This is a genomic window from Ruegeria profundi, assembly GCF_001507545.1.
Lineage (GTDB): Bacteria > Pseudomonadota > Alphaproteobacteria > Rhodobacterales > Rhodobacteraceae > Ruegeria > Ruegeria profundi.
Window position 1 is genome coordinate 236,877 of sequence record NZ_LQBP01000001.1, and the last position, 15,040, is coordinate 251,916.

General features: G+C 56.2%; 15 protein-coding genes. 11 read left to right on the plus strand and 4 right to left on the minus strand.

Annotated features, from left to right (window positions below):
• The first annotated feature begins 107 nt into the window (after positions 1 to 107).
• The 6 genes from AVO44_RS01175 (at position 108) to lexA (ending at position 4,933) form a co-directional block, all read left to right on the plus strand.
• On the plus strand, positions 108 to 689 hold the full coding sequence (locus tag AVO44_RS01175) for an anthranilate synthase component II (protein ID WP_068331436.1): 582 nt from the start codon (positions 108 to 110) through the stop codon (positions 687 to 689).
• A complete protein-coding gene (gene trpD, locus AVO44_RS01180) occupies positions 686 to 1,705 on the plus strand; it encodes an anthranilate phosphoribosyltransferase (protein ID WP_068331438.1) in 1,020 nt (339 codons plus the stop codon). Before AVO44_RS01175 ends, trpD begins: the two co-directional genes overlap by 4 nt.
• Positions 1,702 to 2,514, plus strand: a complete 813-nt coding sequence (trpC, locus tag AVO44_RS01185) for an indole-3-glycerol phosphate synthase TrpC (RefSeq protein WP_068331440.1) — start codon at positions 1,702 to 1,704, stop codon at positions 2,512 to 2,514. Before trpD ends, trpC begins: the two co-directional genes overlap by 4 nt.
• Positions 2,514 to 2,987, plus strand: a complete 474-nt coding sequence (gene moaC / locus AVO44_RS01190) for a cyclic pyranopterin monophosphate synthase MoaC (protein ID WP_068331441.1) — start codon at positions 2,514 to 2,516, stop codon at positions 2,985 to 2,987. The genes trpC and moaC overlap by 1 nt, the downstream gene beginning before the upstream one ends.
• Positions 2,984 to 4,156: a molybdopterin molybdotransferase MoeA gene (locus AVO44_RS01195; protein WP_068331443.1), complete on the plus strand. Its 1,173-nt coding sequence runs from the start codon at positions 2,984 to 2,986 to the stop codon at positions 4,154 to 4,156. The genes moaC and AVO44_RS01195 overlap by 4 nt, the downstream gene beginning before the upstream one ends.
• 78 nt (positions 4,157 to 4,234) lie before the next feature.
• Positions 4,235 to 4,933, plus strand: coding sequence for a transcriptional repressor LexA (gene lexA, locus AVO44_RS01200; protein ID WP_068331445.1), 699 nt, complete (start codon positions 4,235 to 4,237; stop codon positions 4,931 to 4,933).
• On the opposite strand, the gene AVO44_RS01205 is transcribed toward lexA, so the two are convergent.
• A complete protein-coding gene (locus AVO44_RS01205) occupies positions 4,927 to 6,978 on the minus strand; it encodes a ComEC/Rec2 family competence protein (protein ID WP_068331448.1) in 2,052 nt (683 codons plus the stop codon). The two genes, lexA and AVO44_RS01205, sit on opposite strands and share 7 nt — an antisense overlap.
• A 79-nt stretch (positions 6,979 to 7,057) precedes the next feature.
• On the opposite strand from AVO44_RS01205, the gene gltX reads away from it, so the two are divergent.
• On the plus strand, positions 7,058 to 8,458 hold the full coding sequence (gltX, locus tag AVO44_RS01210; RefSeq protein WP_068331450.1) for a glutamate--tRNA ligase: 1,401 nt from the start codon (positions 7,058 to 7,060) through the stop codon (positions 8,456 to 8,458).
• 121 nt (positions 8,459 to 8,579) lie between these two features.
• Positions 8,580 to 9,875: a citrate synthase gene (gene gltA / locus AVO44_RS01215; protein ID WP_068332580.1), complete on the plus strand. Its 1,296-nt coding sequence runs from the start codon at positions 8,580 to 8,582 to the stop codon at positions 9,873 to 9,875.
• A gap of 45 nt (positions 9,876 to 9,920) precedes the next feature.
• On the opposite strand, the gene AVO44_RS01220 is transcribed toward gltA, so the two are convergent.
• Positions 9,921 to 10,985 (minus strand): PA0069 family radical SAM protein, encoded by a 1,065-nt coding sequence (locus AVO44_RS01220; RefSeq protein ID WP_068331452.1) that lies wholly within the window; start codon positions 10,983 to 10,985, stop codon positions 9,921 to 9,923.
• Between the two features lie 300 nt (positions 10,986 to 11,285).
• On the opposite strand from AVO44_RS01220, the gene AVO44_RS01225 reads away from it, so the two are divergent.
• A complete protein-coding gene (locus AVO44_RS01225; RefSeq protein ID WP_068331454.1) occupies positions 11,286 to 11,984 on the plus strand; it encodes a corrinoid protein in 699 nt (232 codons plus the stop codon).
• Positions 11,985 to 12,068: 84 nt separating this feature from the next.
• A complete protein-coding gene (locus tag AVO44_RS01230) occupies positions 12,069 to 12,728 on the plus strand; it encodes a DUF1638 domain-containing protein (RefSeq protein ID WP_068331456.1) in 660 nt (219 codons plus the stop codon).
• A gap of 12 nt (positions 12,729 to 12,740) precedes the next feature.
• On the opposite strand, the gene AVO44_RS01235 is transcribed toward AVO44_RS01230, so the two are convergent.
• Positions 12,741 to 13,151 carry a SufE family protein gene (locus AVO44_RS01235; RefSeq protein WP_068331458.1) on the minus strand — a complete coding sequence of 137 codons (411 nt, stop codon included), beginning with the start codon at positions 13,149 to 13,151 and terminating at the stop codon, positions 12,741 to 12,743.
• 139 nt (positions 13,152 to 13,290) lie between these two features.
• On the opposite strand from AVO44_RS01235, the gene AVO44_RS01240 reads away from it, so the two are divergent.
• On the plus strand, positions 13,291 to 13,818 hold the full coding sequence (locus AVO44_RS01240) for a hypothetical protein (RefSeq protein ID WP_068331460.1): 528 nt from the start codon (positions 13,291 to 13,293) through the stop codon (positions 13,816 to 13,818).
• A 6-nt stretch (positions 13,819 to 13,824) separates the two neighbouring features.
• Here AVO44_RS01240 and rnd read toward each other — a convergent pair whose 3' ends face one another.
• Positions 13,825 to 14,982, minus strand: a complete 1,158-nt coding sequence (gene rnd, locus AVO44_RS01245; protein WP_068331462.1) for a ribonuclease D — start codon at positions 14,980 to 14,982, stop codon at positions 13,825 to 13,827.
• Between the last annotated feature and the right edge of the window lie 58 nt (positions 14,983 to 15,040).

The following is a 15,040-nucleotide window of genomic DNA, read 5'->3' on the forward strand; positions in this document are numbered from 1 at the left end:
TCCCCTTGACGCTGCCGCGCAAGCCTGAGCATGTATGTCCCGACATTATACCTTGGCGCGGGGCTGCATCGCCAGTCCGAAATGCCCAATCCGAGACAAGTGCCCAAATGCTGCTGCTGATCGACAACTACGACTCGTTTACCTACAACCTCGTCCACTATATAGGCGAACTTGGTGCCGAAATGGTCATTCGGCGAAACGATGCCCTGGATGTTCAAGAAGCCATGGCGATGAATCCGGCGGGCATCCTGCTGAGTCCCGGGCCTTGCGACCCTGATCAAGCCGGAATTTGCCTCGCTCTGACCGAGGCCGCAGCCGAGACTAAAACGCCTTTGCTGGGTGTGTGCTTGGGACATCAAACAATCGGACAGGCTTTTGGCGGTGACGTCATCCGGTGCCACGAGATTGTGCACGGCAAGATGGGCACCATGCACCATACGGGCAAAGGTCTGTTCGCTGGTTTGCCTTCGCCTTTCGAGGCGACGCGTTATCACTCGCTGGTCGTTGATCCCAAGACCCTGCCCGACTGTCTTGAGGTAACGGCCAAGTTGGAAGATGGCACGATAATGGGCTTGCAGCACAAAGACCTGCCGATCCATGGCGTTCAGTTCCACCCGGAATCCATCGCCTCCGAGCATGGGCATGCCCTGCTCAAGAATTTCCTGTCCGAGATGAAAGTTCCTGCATGAGCGACGCTCTGAAACCGTTGATCGGGGCCGCTGTTGACCGGCCGTTGACCCGCGCCGAGGCTGAACAGGCCTTTGGTATACTATTCGAAGGTCAGGCTACGCCCAGCCAAATTGGCGGCCTTCTTATGACCATGCGAACCCGTGGCGAGACGGTCGAGGAATATGCCGCCGCCGCCGCTGTGATGCGCGCAAAATGCCACGCGGTCAAAGCTCCGACCGGCGCGATGGACATCGTTGGCACCGGCGGTGATGGCAAGGGTACGCTGAACATCTCGACCGCGACCGCGTTTGTTGTCGCGGGTGCCGGTGTGCCCGTTGCCAAACACGGCAACCGCAATCTCAGCTCAAAATCCGGGGCCGCGGACGCTTTGGGACAGTTGGGAATCAACGTTATGGTCGGCCCGAAAGTTGTTGAAAAAGCACTGGAAGAGGTCGGCATCGGATTTATGATGGCGCCCATGCATCATCCGGCCATTGCCCATGTCATGCCCACCCGGCAGGAGCTTGGGACTCGCACCATTTTCAATATTCTCGGCCCGTTGACGAACCCGGCCGGTGTCAAACGCCAGTTGACCGGTGCTTTCAGCCGCGAATTGATCCGCCCGATGGCAGAAACGTTGGGGTTGCTGGGCGCGGAACATGCTTGGCTGGTTCACGGATCGGACGGTACGGATGAGCTGACCATAACTGGCGTAAGCTGGGTTGCGTCCCTTGAAGATGGGGTTGTCAAAGAGGTCGAACTGCACCCCGAGGACGCGGGATTGCCGGTTCATCCGTTCGAAGACATCCTCGGTGGATCGCCCGAAGAAAACGCAGTTGCTTTCCGCGCCCTGCTGGATGGAGAGCCCTCGGCCTATCGAGACGCTGTGCTGCTGAACTCAGCCGCTGCGTTAGTGGTTGCAGACGCAGTCTCAGATTTACGTGAAGGCGTCGCAATGGCCATCGAAAGCATCGACAGCGGAAAAGCAAAAGAGAAAATCGCCGCACTGGCCCGATTGACGCAGGAGGCCGCATGACCGAGACGGTACTGGATAGAATAAAAGCCTATAAGCTTGAGGAAATCGCTTCAGATAAAGCTGATAAACCACTGAAAGAAATAGAAAGTGAGGCCCACAGCGCCTCGGAAGTTCGTGGTTTTGCCGATGCCTTACAGGCGTCTGCACGCAGCGGTTATGGTCTGATTGCCGAGGTTAAGAAAGCGAGCCCCTCCAAAGGACTGATCCGCCCGGACTTTGACCCGCCTGTGCTTGCCAAGGCGTATGAAGACGGAGGAGCAGCCTGTTTGTCCATTCTGACCGATACACCCAGTTTCCAAGGTGCAAAACACTATCTGACTGCAGCCCGCGAGGCGACGTCGTTGCCAGCATTGCGCAAGGATTTTATATACGACCCCTATCAGGTGGTTGAGGCGCGGGCCTTGGGTGCGGATTGTATTCTGATCATCATGGCCTCGGTCGAAGATAGCCAGGCCGCTGAACTGGAACAGACCGCGTTTGATTGGGGTATGGATGTTCTGATTGAGGTTCATGACGAAGTTGAACTTGAACGTGCAACCCAACTGCAAAGTACGTTGATTGGAATAAACAACCGGAATCTCAAGACTTTCGAAACAACTCTTGATACAACGCGGCGGCTATCTAAACTGGTTCCCGCTGACCGGACCATTGTTTGCGAAAGCGGGCTGAGCACACCCGAAGATCTGGCCGACATCGCCCGATATGGCGCGCGGTGTTTCCTGATTGGGGAAAGCCTAATGCGGCAGGATGATGTTGCTGGCGCGACGCGGAGCCTGCTTGCCAACCCGTTGATCCCCGGAGTGATGTGATGCCCCTGACCCATTTTGACGCGCAGGGCCAGGCACACATGGTCGATGTCTCGGGAAAGGACGTGACAGACAGGGTGGCGGTTGCGGCTGCTTACATTAAGATGGCACGGGAAACCTTTGATTTAATATCGGAAGGTCGGGCAAAAAAGGGGGACGTACTAGGCGTAGCACGTCTGGCTGGCATCATGGGTGCGAAAAAAACGCCGGACTTGATCCCGCTGTGTCATCCTCTGCCGGTAACGAAAGTGTCCGTCGATCTAACGCTAGATCCCGATTTGCCAGGCGTTCGGATTCAGGCGACCGTGAAGACTTCGGGCCAGACCGGCGTGGAGATGGAGGCGCTTACCGCGGCCTCAACCGCCGCTCTGACCGTGTATGACATGACCAAGGCGGTTGATAAGTCGATGGAAATTGGCGGCATTCGCGTACTGCTGAAAGATGGTGGTAAGTCAGGGCGTTACGAGGCGAAATGATTTCTGTTGAAGAAGCGCGGGCACTGCTGTTTGATCTTGTATCACCACTCCCATCCGAGCATATCCCGCTTGCAGAAGCATCCGGTCGTGTTCTTTCTGAGGATATGACGGCGACGCGCGATCAACCACCTTTTGCTGCATCCTCGATGGATGGCTATGCACTAAAATCGACTGAGGCCGAGCTGCATGCCATGTTTGAAGTCATCGGCGAATCCGCCGCCGGGCGTCGGTTCGACGGCGTGGTTGGTCCGGGTCAGGCGGTGCGTATATTTACTGGCGCCCCAGTGCCGGAAGGTGCAGATTTTATTTTAATTCAAGAAGATGCCGAAAGACGTGAAAGTCTGATTACCATCACACAGGACCCTGGTACGAAAACGAATATCCGGCCTGCAGGCATAGATTTCACCCAAGGCACAAAAATTGTCGCCCCTAGTGTTTTGCGCCCTGAAGACATTGCATTGATGGCTGCGATGAACATTCCTACCGTTCCTGTGACGCGCAAACCTGTGATCGCGTTGATCTCCACCGGGGATGAGTTGGTGATGCCGGGCGAAACGCCCGGACCGGACCAGATCATCGCGTCGAACACCTTTGGATTAAAAGCGCTGTTGGAAAACGCGGGCGCGCATGTCCGAATTCTTCCAATAGCACGTGATACGGTTGCATCACTTGAAACAGCTTTTGGGCTGGCCGACGGGGCCGATCTGGTGGTCACAATTGGCGGTGCTTCTGTTGGGGAATATGATCTGGTTGCCGAAGTATCACAGACCCTGGGGATGGAGCGGTCTTTCTACAAAATCCGCATGCGCCCCGGTAAGCCCCTGATGGCCGGGCGGTTGGGGAACACCGCTATGGTTGGGTTACCCGGAAATCCTGTGAGTGCAATGGTTTGCGGCTATCTCTTCTTGCTTCCGATGCTGCGCCGTATGCTGGGGATCGAACAGGTTCTCACCCCATTTCAAAGTGCGCGACTGGCCGAGCCGATCGGTAAGAATGGCCCACGTGAGCACTACATGCGCGCTGTTCTTGGGGCTGACGGAATACGTGCTTGCGCGGATCAGGACAGTTCGCTGCTTAGTGTTCTGGCTCAAGCCAACGCGCTGTTGGTACGCGAACCACATGATCATGCGCGCCCGGTTGGTGATGAGGTCCGGTACCTACCTCTATAGGTCCCGCTCAAATCCGTTGACACAAAACGTGAACATGCGTAGAACAAAAGAAAACGCATAACCGACGAGGTGAGAGCAATGCTGACCAAGAAACAGTTGGATTTGTTGGAATTCATCCACAAGCGCGTTCAGGCGGACGGTGTTCCGCCCAGCTTTGACGAAATGAAGGCCGCGCTGGATTTGCGTTCAAAGTCCGGCATTCATCGCTTGATCACTGCGCTGGAAGAGCGCGGCTTTATCCGGCGGCTCGCCCATCGGGCCCGGGCAATTGAAATCGTGAAACTACCTGAGAGCCTCGGCGGCGAACCGACCGTCGCCTTTAAACCTCGGGTAATTGACGGTGACAAACCGACCGGCCCGCGTCCTGCCAATTTTGAGCCTGTAACCGTAGACGCAATGGAACTACCGGTGATGGGCCGCATTGCTGCCGGTGTGCCTATCGAAGCTATCAGTCATGTCTCACATCGTGTTGCAGTGCCGGGCAGCATGGTCTCAGGCAAAGGGGAGCATTACGCGCTTGAGGTGCGTGGCGACTCGATGATCGACGCCGGCATCAATGACGGTGACGTCGTTGTAATCCGCGAAAGCAGAGTGGCCGACAATGGTGACATCGTTGTCGCTTTGGTTGAGGATCAGGAAGCCACGCTAAAACGCTTTTTCCGTCGCGGAAATGCTATCGCGCTGGAAGCAGCAAATCCCGCTTACGAAACCCGCGTTCTGCCTGAGGACAAAGTCAAAGTCCAAGGTCGGCTGGTTGGATTGATCCGCAGCTACTGACCCCATTTGAAATCGCGGCTTCCGCCTTCACTCGGGGACCACAACCGATGGCCGATCGTTTCGCGGCTGGTTGTTATTTTTTCCCCATTCAGGGCGAGGCTTCCCGTACGTTTTAGACGCCGGGGGTCAAAATGGCCACAATCTCCACTCAGGTTCAGATCTACCGCGGACACCACGATTTGGTTTTCGCGGCATTCCGCGAAATCTTGGGCGGCACGCTTTCCGGTGATGTGAACCAGCTCTTTGCCTTGCCAAATATACCGCCGGATAGCACCAGAGCTGTCAGGCCAACGGCTCGCCGCCTTAACTTGGTTCACTCCGTCGCCGTCATTTTCAAGCCAAACCGATGCAATAAAGCCGCTGCCTTTTTCCTTGCTCAGCGCACGACCGCTTTCCGTCATTACACCCACCAGCCCGCCGGAATCAGCGATCAGGACGTCAGGACGATGCCCCTGCCCCCAAAGAAAAAACGCCGCCAAAACCGACGCGATCCCGATCCATTTGGCCCGACCACGCCACAGCGCCAACCACAAGGCGCCCAGCGCGAACATGGGAAGAACACAGTGCGGTGGACTAACGATATACCCCTGGGCTCCGCTCAGGCCCGACACCTTCTCGGACACGGCCAGAATCCACTCCAATCCCACCCCCATGATGTGCAACGCGATAGCCTCAAGTCCGAACGGGGCCAAAAGCCCCGCAACAAAAGCCGCAGGAACAACAATAACACCCATCATGGGAACTGAGAGCATATTGGCCAACAAGCCGTAGTGCGACATCGTGTTAAAATGCGCTGCCCCGATCGGTGCAGTCGCCAATCCGGCGATAGCCGATGACAAAAACAAACCGACTACAGGCTTCAGCCACTTCGGTCCGGGCATCGACCCAAAATCGCGGAGGTGGCTGAATACTGCAACAAGCGCCGTAGTTGCAGCGAAGGACATCTGGAACCCGGGGCTCAGCAGTGTTTCGGGCCGCAGGGTCAAGACAATCAACGCAGCGACAGCAACAGCGCGCAGTGAAATCGCGCGGCGGTCGATAAGGATGGCACCCAGCATCACGCTGGCCATTACAAACGCGCGTTCTGTTGCAACGTTCCCCCCGGACAGCATTAGGTAAAACGTGGCGGCGACCAGCGCAAACAGCGCGGCCAGCTTGCGCACGGGCAGCCGCAAAGCCACAGCGGGAATGGCGGACATCGCAAGCCGACTGACCATAAACACGAAGCCGGTCAGCAGCCCCATGTGCAGTCCAGAGATTGCCAGCAGATGCGCCAGGTTCGATGCACGCAGCGATCTGAGCGTGTCTTGCCCCATACCACTGCGGTCGCCGGTCGTAACCGCGGCTGCGAACCCTCCAACCTCACCCGACAGGATTGAGCGCACCCTTGCCGAAATGGCCATTCGTAGGGCTGTAATGCGTACCCCTTCGGTCGCGTCGCTTGGCGGCGCAATCGTTACAACAGGGGAACGCGTATACCCAACTGCGCCAAGACGTTGAAACCAAGCGTGACGGCGGAAATCGAATCCACCGGGCTCAACCGGTCCCTGAGGCGGCGACAGGTGTCCCGTGGTCATGATCCTTTGTCCCGGTGTCAATGATACCGTTCCGCCATGCAATGAAAGTCGGACGCGCTGCGGTCTGCGGTCCGGGGGCACATCCCCTATACGCACCTGGTCCAGCGTCACGCGCAGCGCGTCCGACGCAGAGCGGTCCAAGGCAACGACCCTCCCCTCGATAGGGCCGTAGTAGCGCCAGGACAGGACCGGCTCTGCAACCGAGTGAGCCCGCGCACCCGCCAAGACGAACCCAGCGGTAATCAGCGCGGCCCCAAATGCCAACGAAGCCCAACCGGACTGCAGCGTGCGACCGATCCAGACCAACACCACAAGCGCAGCCAGAAGACAGGAATAGATCTGCCAACCCGGCTCAAACCGAAGGCTGAAGTAAAGGCCGACTCCAACGGCCAAACAAATCGGAGACCATTGGAACAGATACCCAGTCTGGTTCAGCACTGCGGCTTCAACCCGTGTCAGAACACGCATGGTTGCCCCCGTCCTTACGGCTCGTTAGACAGACGCCAAACTATGCCCGCCAAGGTTACCAAAAGGTTAATTTTCCAAAATGCCCGATCAGGTTGTCACCCGCTTCGCCCCGTCGCCCACCGGCTTTCTGCATATTGGTGGTGCCCGTACCGCCCTGTTCAACTGGCTCTATGCGCGGGGGCGCGGTGGGAAGTTCCTGCTGCGGATCGAAGACACCGACCGGGAACGCTCGACACCCGAAGCAACAGCGGCGATTCTTCAGGGTATGGAATGGCTTGGACTGGATCATGATGGTGATGTGATCAGCCAGTTCGAGGGTGCAGAGCGTCATGCCGAGGTTGCGCATCAGTTGCTGGCGGAAGGAAAGGCGTACAAGTGCTTCTCGACCCAAGACGAAATCGCGGCGTTCCGGGAAAAGGCACGGGCCGAGGGCCAGTCAACACTGTTCCGCAGCCCTTGGCGTGACGCTGACCCGACGACCCACCCGGATGCACCTTTTGTGATCCGCATCAAAGCACCTCAGGACGGAGCAACCGTGATCCGGGATCAGGTACAGGGTGATGTGACCATCCGCAACAATCAATTGGATGACATGGTCCTGCTCCGCTCGGACGGTACGCCGGTCTATATGCTGGCAGTGGTCGTTGATGATCACGACATGGGCGTGACCCACGTAATCCGCGGCGACGACCACCTCAACAATGCGGCGCGCCAAATGATGATCTATGAAGCGATGGGCTGGGACGTCCCGGTTTGGGCACATATTCCACTGATTCACGGCCCGGATGGCAAAAAGCTGTCGAAACGCCACGGCGCATTGGGGGCGCAGGAATATCAGGCGATGGGCTATCCAGCCGCTGGTATGCGCAACTACCTGGCGCGCCTCGGTTGGAGCCACGGTGACGATGAGTTTTTTACCGACGCGCAGGCAAAAGAATGGTTCGATTTAGATGGGATAGGTAAAAGCCCGGCCCGCTTCGATCTGAAGAAGCTCGAGAATCTCTGCGGCCAACATATCGCCATTTCTGATGATGCTGCGCTGCGGCGTGAAATCGGTGCGTATCTGCAAGCCGCAGGGCGCCCTAGTCTCACCGAGACACAAAATAGTGATTTGGAACGTGCGATGTATTGCCTCAAAGATCGAGCACGCACATTCCCGGAATTGCTTGAAAAGGCTCATTTTGTATTGACATCTCGACCAGTTGAGATGGATGAGAAGGCTGCAAAAGCCTTTGAGGCAGTATCCGATGGTATACTGAAAGAATTGACGCCGCATGTGCAAAATGCTAGCTGGTCGCGAGACGGACTGGAGGAGGCGCTCAATGCCTTTGCAAACGACAAGGGCATAAAGTTCGGCAAGCTGGCTGCCCCCTTGCGGGCGGTTTTGGCAGGCCGTGCTGTAACTCCTTCGGTTTTTGATATGATGCTTGTGCTGGGGCGCGAAGAAACCTTGGCACGGCTTACTGACGCAGCGAACTGAAACTGATTTTATATTCAGGTAACGCTGCTCCGCTATGAAACGGAAAGCACATTAGTGCGTGACCGCAGACCGCAGGGCCGATAACTCGTTTGGCATGCGCATGAACGAAGAAGGGACAATGATGACCGACAGCCAGAAAACAGCCACCCTCAACATACATGGCGAAAAATACGAGTTGCCGGTTCACTCGCCGACTGCTGGTCCGGATGTTATCGACATTCGCAAACTGTACAGCGACGCTGGCGTGTTTACCTATGATCCTGGTTTCACCTCGACAGCTAGCTGTGACAGCACCATCACCTATATCGACGGTGAAAAGGGTGAACTGCTGCATCGTGGTTATCCGATCGACCAACTGGCAGAGAAATCGCACTTCCTCGAAGTTTGCTACCTGCTTTTGTACGGAGAGCTGCCAGCAGCCAAAGAGTTGGAGAACTTCGAAACTACCATTACCCGTCACACCATGCTGCACGAACAGATGCAGTACTTCTACCGTGGCTTCCGCCGTGACGCGCATCCGATGGCGATCATGGTTGGTGTGGTCGGTGCTATGTCGGCGTTCTACCACGACTCCACCGACATCTCGGACCCTCACCAGCGCGAGGTTGCCTCGCACCGCCTGATCGCCAAAATGCCGACCATTGCGGCCTGGGCGTACAAATATCATACCGGCCAGCCCTTCGTTTATCCGCGAAACGATCTGGACTATGCCTCGAACTTCCTGCGCATGTGCTTCAGCGTTCCGGCCGAAGAATATGAGGTCAACCCGATCCTGAGCCGTGCAATGGATCGTATCTTTACCCTGCACGCCGACCACGAACAGAACGCTTCGACGTCGACCGTGCGTCTGGCGTCGTCTTCCGGTGCGAACCCGTTTGCCTGTATCGCTGCTGGCATCGCCTGCCTGTGGGGCCCTGCCCATGGCGGTGCAAACCAGGCCTGTCTGGAAATGCTGGAAGAAATCGGCAGCGTTGACCGCATCCCCGAGTTCATTGACCGCGCGAAGGACAAGAACGATCCGTTCCGCCTGATGGGTTTTGGCCACCGCGTCTATAAGAACTTCGACCCGCGTGCGAAGGTCATGAAGCAGTCGGCTGACGAAGTTTTGGATCTGCTGGGCGTTGAAAACAACCCGAAACTGCAGGTCGCGAAAGCACTGGAAAAACAGGCTTTGGAGGATCCGTATTTCGCCGAGAAGAAATTGTTCCCCAACGTTGACTTCTACTCGGGTATTATCCTCGAAGCGATGGGCTTCCCGACCTCCATGTTCACCCCTATCTTTGCGCTGTCGCGCACCGTCGGCTGGGTGAGCCAGTGGAAAGAAATGATCGCTGATCCACAGAACAAAATCGGCCGCCCGCGCCAATTGTACCTGGGCGAAACCTTGCGCGACTACGTAGATATCGAAAAGCGCTGATAGCACCAAATCACAAAAGCCCCGGTCGATTGTCCGGGGCTTTTTCTATAGAAGGCTCAGTTGATCACCAATCTGGGCAGGCCGCGCAAACAGATCACATCTAAGAGGCGGCAGTTTCACAGCAAGGTCAAATCGTTTTACTGCCAGCTTGAACCGCTTGGCGATCAATTCCGCATACTCACCTTGCCCGCGCATGCGATGCCCCCACCGCGGGTCATAGTCCCTGCCCCCATGCATTTCCCGCAACTTGGACATGATCTTTTCAGCCCGCGCAGGCTCGTTAGTCTCCAGCCACTCTTGCCATAGTGTCGAGACTTCGCGCGGCAGGCGCAGCATGATCCAGCTTGCGGCATCTGCGCCCGCATCCCGGCCCGCCTCCAACAGATGTTCCAACTCGTGATCTGTGAGCCCAGGAATGATCGGCGAGGTCATGACTCGTACAGGAACGCCCGCGTCCGTCAGGCGACGAATAACGGCCAAACGACGCTGAGGCGAAGGTGCGCGCGGCTCCATCCGGCGTGATAACCCGGCGTCCAGCGTGGTCAGAGAAATCCCCACCCGCACCAATCCTTGATGCGCCATCGGGGCCAAAATATCCAAGTCACGCTCAATCAACGTTCCCTTCGTCACGATTCCGATGGGGTGGTTGAACTCTTGTAAGACCGAGAGGCAATCCCTTGTAATCGAGCGTGTCTTTTCAATCGGCTGGTAAGGGTCAGTATTCGTCCCAAGGGCGATGGGCGCAACCTTGTAGCCCTTCGCAGACAGCTCACCGCGCAGCACCTCAGATGCGTTCGGCCGCGCGATCAGGCGCGTTTCGAAATCCAAACCCGGCGATAGGCCGAGATAGGCATGAGTCGGACGCGCGAAACAATAGACGCAGCCATGCTCACACCCGCGGTAAGGATTGATCGAACGATCGAAAGGCAAGTCTGGTGAGCGGTTGTAAGTAATCAGGCTGCGCGCAAATTCATCCCGTACATCTGTACGCAGCGGTGGGATATCTTCGTCTATGTCCCACCCATCGTCACAGCGAACGGTGTCGAATTTCTCGAACCGCCCTGAACGGTTAGTGGCAGTTCCCCGCCCTCGGATATGCGGCGCAGTCATATTTGTTCTTTCTTTGTTCTCATCCTTAGTAATAATAAGAAAAACGTAAACGGACAAGCACTCCACGCAAATTCAGAGGTTTGCCAGCTAATTTACCCAATTGATACTGTCTAGGATCTATTGAACGGAATGCAGGATGATCATGCAGATAATTCTGTCGTGGGACGTTAGAATCTGGCGTATAGGTCGGTCCCGAAACCACTCAGGTCGCAATCGTCACAGTAAAACTGCGACGTTTTGGCCAAAACGGAAAAAATGCCACCAAGGGCCGATGGTCCAAAAAGCTTAGGGAAACGACCCATGTCCGATGAAGAAGACATCGTCCTGTCCGAACTGAATGACGACGAACTGGTCGAACAGATGTTCGACGATCTTTATGACGGCCTGAAAGAAGAAATCGAAGAAGGCGTGAACATCCTGCTGGAACGCGGCTGGACGCCTTATGACATTCTGACCAAAGCTCTGGTCGGCGGTATGACCATCGTCGGTCACGATTTCCGCGATGGTATCCTCTTTGTGCCCGAGGTTCTGCTTGCGGCAAACGCGATGAAGGGTGGCATGACGATCCTCAAGCCGCTGTTGGCCGAAACCGGCGCACCACGTGTGGGCAAAATGGTCATCGGTACAGTGAAGGGCGACATCCATGACATCGGCAAGAACCTTGTGTCGATGATGATGGAGGGCGCAGGGTTCGAGGTGGTCGATATCGGCATCAACAACCCGGTCGAAAACTACCTTGAGGCGTTGGAGACTGAACAGCCGGACATTCTGGGCATGTCGGCCCTGCTGACCACGACAATGCCGTATATGAAGGTTGTAATCGACACGCTGGTCGAACAAGGTCTGCGCGAAGACTATATTGTTTTGGTCGGTGGCGCGCCGCTGAACGAAGAATTTGGCAAAGCGATCGGCGCAGATGCCTATTGCCGTGACGCGGCGGTTGCTGTTGAGACGGCCAAGACCTTCGTATCTCGCAAACACAATCAACTGGCCGGCTGAACGGACAAAAAGACTGTTCCAAAGCCGTCCGGTCTGCGGGCGGCTTTTTTTCGTGCCTGTCACGTACTATCTAAGGGGCGCATGATGCAGCCAACTGAATTGCCAGATGATGCCAGCCTGACAACCTCAGGTTACAACTCTGATTCCCAGGGGCGGATATTGTTGTTGGCCTGCGGCGCCCTTGCGCGTGAGATTCTGGACCTGAAGCGTCGAAATGGTTGGGATCACATGGCGCTGACTTGCCTTCCTGCGATCCTGCATGTTCACCCGGAAAAGATCACTCAGGCCGTACAGGAAGCCATCGAAAAACATCGCGAAGACTACGATCAGATTTTTGTCGTCTATGCCGACTGTGGCACCGGTGGTCTGCTAGAAAAAGCGTGTACGGAGTTGGGCGTTGAGATGGTCAAAGGCCCCCATTGCTATTCTTTCTTCGAGGGGAATCAAGCATTTGAGGCGCGAGGTGAAGATGAAACAACGGCGTTTTACCTCACCGATTTTCTGGCCCGCCAGTTCGATGCGTTTGTCTGGAAGCCTCTGGGTTTGGATCGGCACCCCGAATTGCGCGATATGTATTTCGGTAACTACACGAAGCTGGTCTACCAAGCACAGATCGATGATCCAAACCTGACAGCCCGCGCCCGCGACTGTGCCGACCGGATGGGTCTGGAATTCGAGCGACGGTTTACCGGGTACGGCGACCTTGAAACCACCCTTGCCGAATGGGCGAACCGCAAACCTTAAGATTAGATCCTATCAGGCGTTCTCTTGCGCGACCTCGCGGATGCGTTCGATCATAGCGCGCAATCCGTTCGAACGCTGCGCAGACAGGTGGTCGTTCAAGCCCAAACGCGCCAGCTCACCTCCTGCGTCGACCTTGGGGACCTCGCTAACCGGTAAACCGTTGTACAACGACCGCAAAACGGCGATCAGCCCTCGCACGATCAAGGCATCACTATCGCCGTCGAACCGAAAGACACCACCTTCGATGATTGGATGCAACCAGACTTGACTTGCACAGCCGTCAACCTTGGTTGCAGGAACTTTGAGCGCATCGTCCAATGGATCCATCGCCTTGCCCTGCTCGATGACATGACGATACCGATCTTCCCAGTCCTCCAGGAACTCAAAATCCTCGACGATTTCTTCAAAGGCAGGTGTTGCCATGTTGCGGCGATCCTTTCATTGCAACCACAATTGTGAACTATGCCGCCGAACTATGCCTGTCCACCCCTTTGCGTGGCTTTTCAATCAGCGGAAAGTGCGATAACCCGTTGCAGGACTTACTGCTCTGGACGTTGAGACCATGCAAAAATCGTTTACTGTTCTCTTGGTGGCCACGCTAACCCTTTCTGCCTGCAACAGTTGGAGCAACTCTCGGGCGAACCCGTCTAATTGGTTCGGGTCCAGCACGTCCACGGAAACGGTGGATACAGCCACCTATGATCCAAACGCCCTTGTGCCCGAAGTGTCAGAGGGCGGAGGTCTGTTTTCCCGACCAGTACCTGAGGACACCAGTGTTCCGATCACACGAATCGATGAGCTGCGGATTGATCCGACGCCTAACGGAGCGATCATATTTGCGTCAGGAACCGCAAGCCGGCAAGGGGCATACGACGCCCGGCTCGTTCGCACTGAGAATGAAGAGAATCAAGAGAACGGGGTCTTGGAGTTTGTCTTTCGCGTAACCTACCCCGAAAGAGCGACAAATCAGGGAACCGAACGCTCTCGCATGATCTCGGACGCCATCAACATCAGCAAGGACGACTTGCAAGCCACCCGCTTGGTGCGGGTTGTCGGGCAGCAAAACACACTGGAGTCGCGGCGCCGCTAAACAGAGTTACAGGGCAACAACCCTGACGTTTTGTCCTTGGGCGGCCAATGCGATTTTACCTTCACACAGCTTCAAGGCATCCTCGCCGAACACTTCGAACCGCCATCCTGACATCGAGGGCAATTCACGCTCACCCGCAGCAATCTGATCCAGTTCCGAACTGGTGGCAATTAGCTTTGCCGCCACGCCTGAGCTTTCGGTTTTCGATTTCAACAGCACCCGCAGCAAGTCTGCCAAGGCCGGGTTTACCTTCAACTTGTCGCGACTGTTGTCCACCTTGGGCACTTGATCTGCCGGACAGTTCAAACCCTTATCAATGGCGGCCAGAATCCCTTCTGCAATCGCGCCTTTTCGCGCCTCGCGTAACAACAGGCGTGAGCCGCCCAGATCAGAAGGCGTTCTGGGCTTGGTCGAGGCCAGCTCGATCAGCGCATCATCTTTGAACACCCGGCTACGGGGGATATTGTTATCCTGGGCATACGCCTCGCGGAACTGGGCCAATTCGCGTACCACGGCGAGAAACCTGGCGGAATTTGTGCGTGTTTTTACACGCTTCCACGCATCCTCGGGGCGGATGTCATAGGTTTCCGGCTGGGTCAGCGTCCGCAATTCCTCAGCCACCCAATGACTACGCTTCGTTTTTTTCAGTTGCGCTGCGAGATGTTCATAAATCTGGCGGAGATGCGTCACATCAGCCAGGGCATAGCTTTTTTGCGCATCCGTCAGCGGCCGCCGCGACCAATCCGTAAATCGCGACGTCTTGTCGACACCCTGCTTGCAGATTTTGCGCACCAGCGTCTCATAGCCCACCTGTTCACCAAAGCCGCAGACCATGGCAGCGACCTGAGTGTCAAACAGCGGCTTGGGAAAGATGCCCGCTTCGACCCAGAAAATTTCAAGATCCTGACGCGCGGCGTGGAAAACCTTGACCACATCCTCGTTTTTAAACAGCGCGTAAAGCGGATCCAAAGAAAGCCCCTCGGACAGGGGGTCCAGCAAAACCGCGCTGTCTTCATCACTGGATGGAAACGCCAGTTGCACCAGACATAGCTTTGAGTAGTACGTCCGTTCGCGCAGGAACTCGGTGTCTACGGTGACATAGTCATATTGCGCCGCGGCCTTGCAGAAATCGGCCAGCTCTTGCGTGGTTGTAAGGGTTTTCATACGCCGTACTGTTCTTGCTTTTGTTTTCAGCGGTTGGAGGCAGTTCTTTGCCGTACCC

Coding starts and splice junctions, on each gene's coding strand:
- AVO44_RS01175 (WP_068331436.1), top strand. CDS start 108: ATGCTGCTGCTGATCGACAACTACGACTCGTTTACCTACAACCTCGTC.
- trpD (WP_068331438.1), top strand. CDS start 686: ATGAGCGACGCTCTGAAACCGTTGATCGGGGCCGCTGTTGACCGGCCG.
- trpC (WP_068331440.1), top strand. CDS start 1,702: ATGACCGAGACGGTACTGGATAGAATAAAAGCCTATAAGCTTGAGGAA.
- moaC (WP_068331441.1), top strand. CDS start 2,514: ATGCCCCTGACCCATTTTGACGCGCAGGGCCAGGCACACATGGTCGAT.
- AVO44_RS01195 (WP_068331443.1), top strand. CDS start 2,984: ATGATTTCTGTTGAAGAAGCGCGGGCACTGCTGTTTGATCTTGTATCA.
- lexA (WP_068331445.1), top strand. CDS start 4,235: ATGCTGACCAAGAAACAGTTGGATTTGTTGGAATTCATCCACAAGCGC.
- AVO44_RS01205 (WP_068331448.1), bottom strand. CDS start 6,978: ATGCGTGTTCTGACACGGGTTGAAGCCGCAGTGCTGAACCAGACTGGG.
- gltX (WP_068331450.1), top strand. CDS start 7,058: ATGCCCGATCAGGTTGTCACCCGCTTCGCCCCGTCGCCCACCGGCTTT.
- gltA (WP_068332580.1), top strand. CDS start 8,580: ATGACCGACAGCCAGAAAACAGCCACCCTCAACATACATGGCGAAAAA.
- AVO44_RS01220 (WP_068331452.1), bottom strand. CDS start 10,985: ATGACTGCGCCGCATATCCGAGGGCGGGGAACTGCCACTAACCGTTCA.
- AVO44_RS01225 (WP_068331454.1), top strand. CDS start 11,286: ATGTCCGATGAAGAAGACATCGTCCTGTCCGAACTGAATGACGACGAA.
- AVO44_RS01230 (WP_068331456.1), top strand. CDS start 12,069: ATGCAGCCAACTGAATTGCCAGATGATGCCAGCCTGACAACCTCAGGT.
- AVO44_RS01235 (WP_068331458.1), bottom strand. CDS start 13,151: ATGGCAACACCTGCCTTTGAAGAAATCGTCGAGGATTTTGAGTTCCTG.
- AVO44_RS01240 (WP_068331460.1), top strand. CDS start 13,291: ATGCAAAAATCGTTTACTGTTCTCTTGGTGGCCACGCTAACCCTTTCT.
- rnd (WP_068331462.1), bottom strand. CDS start 14,982: ATGAAAACCCTTACAACCACGCAAGAGCTGGCCGATTTCTGCAAGGCC.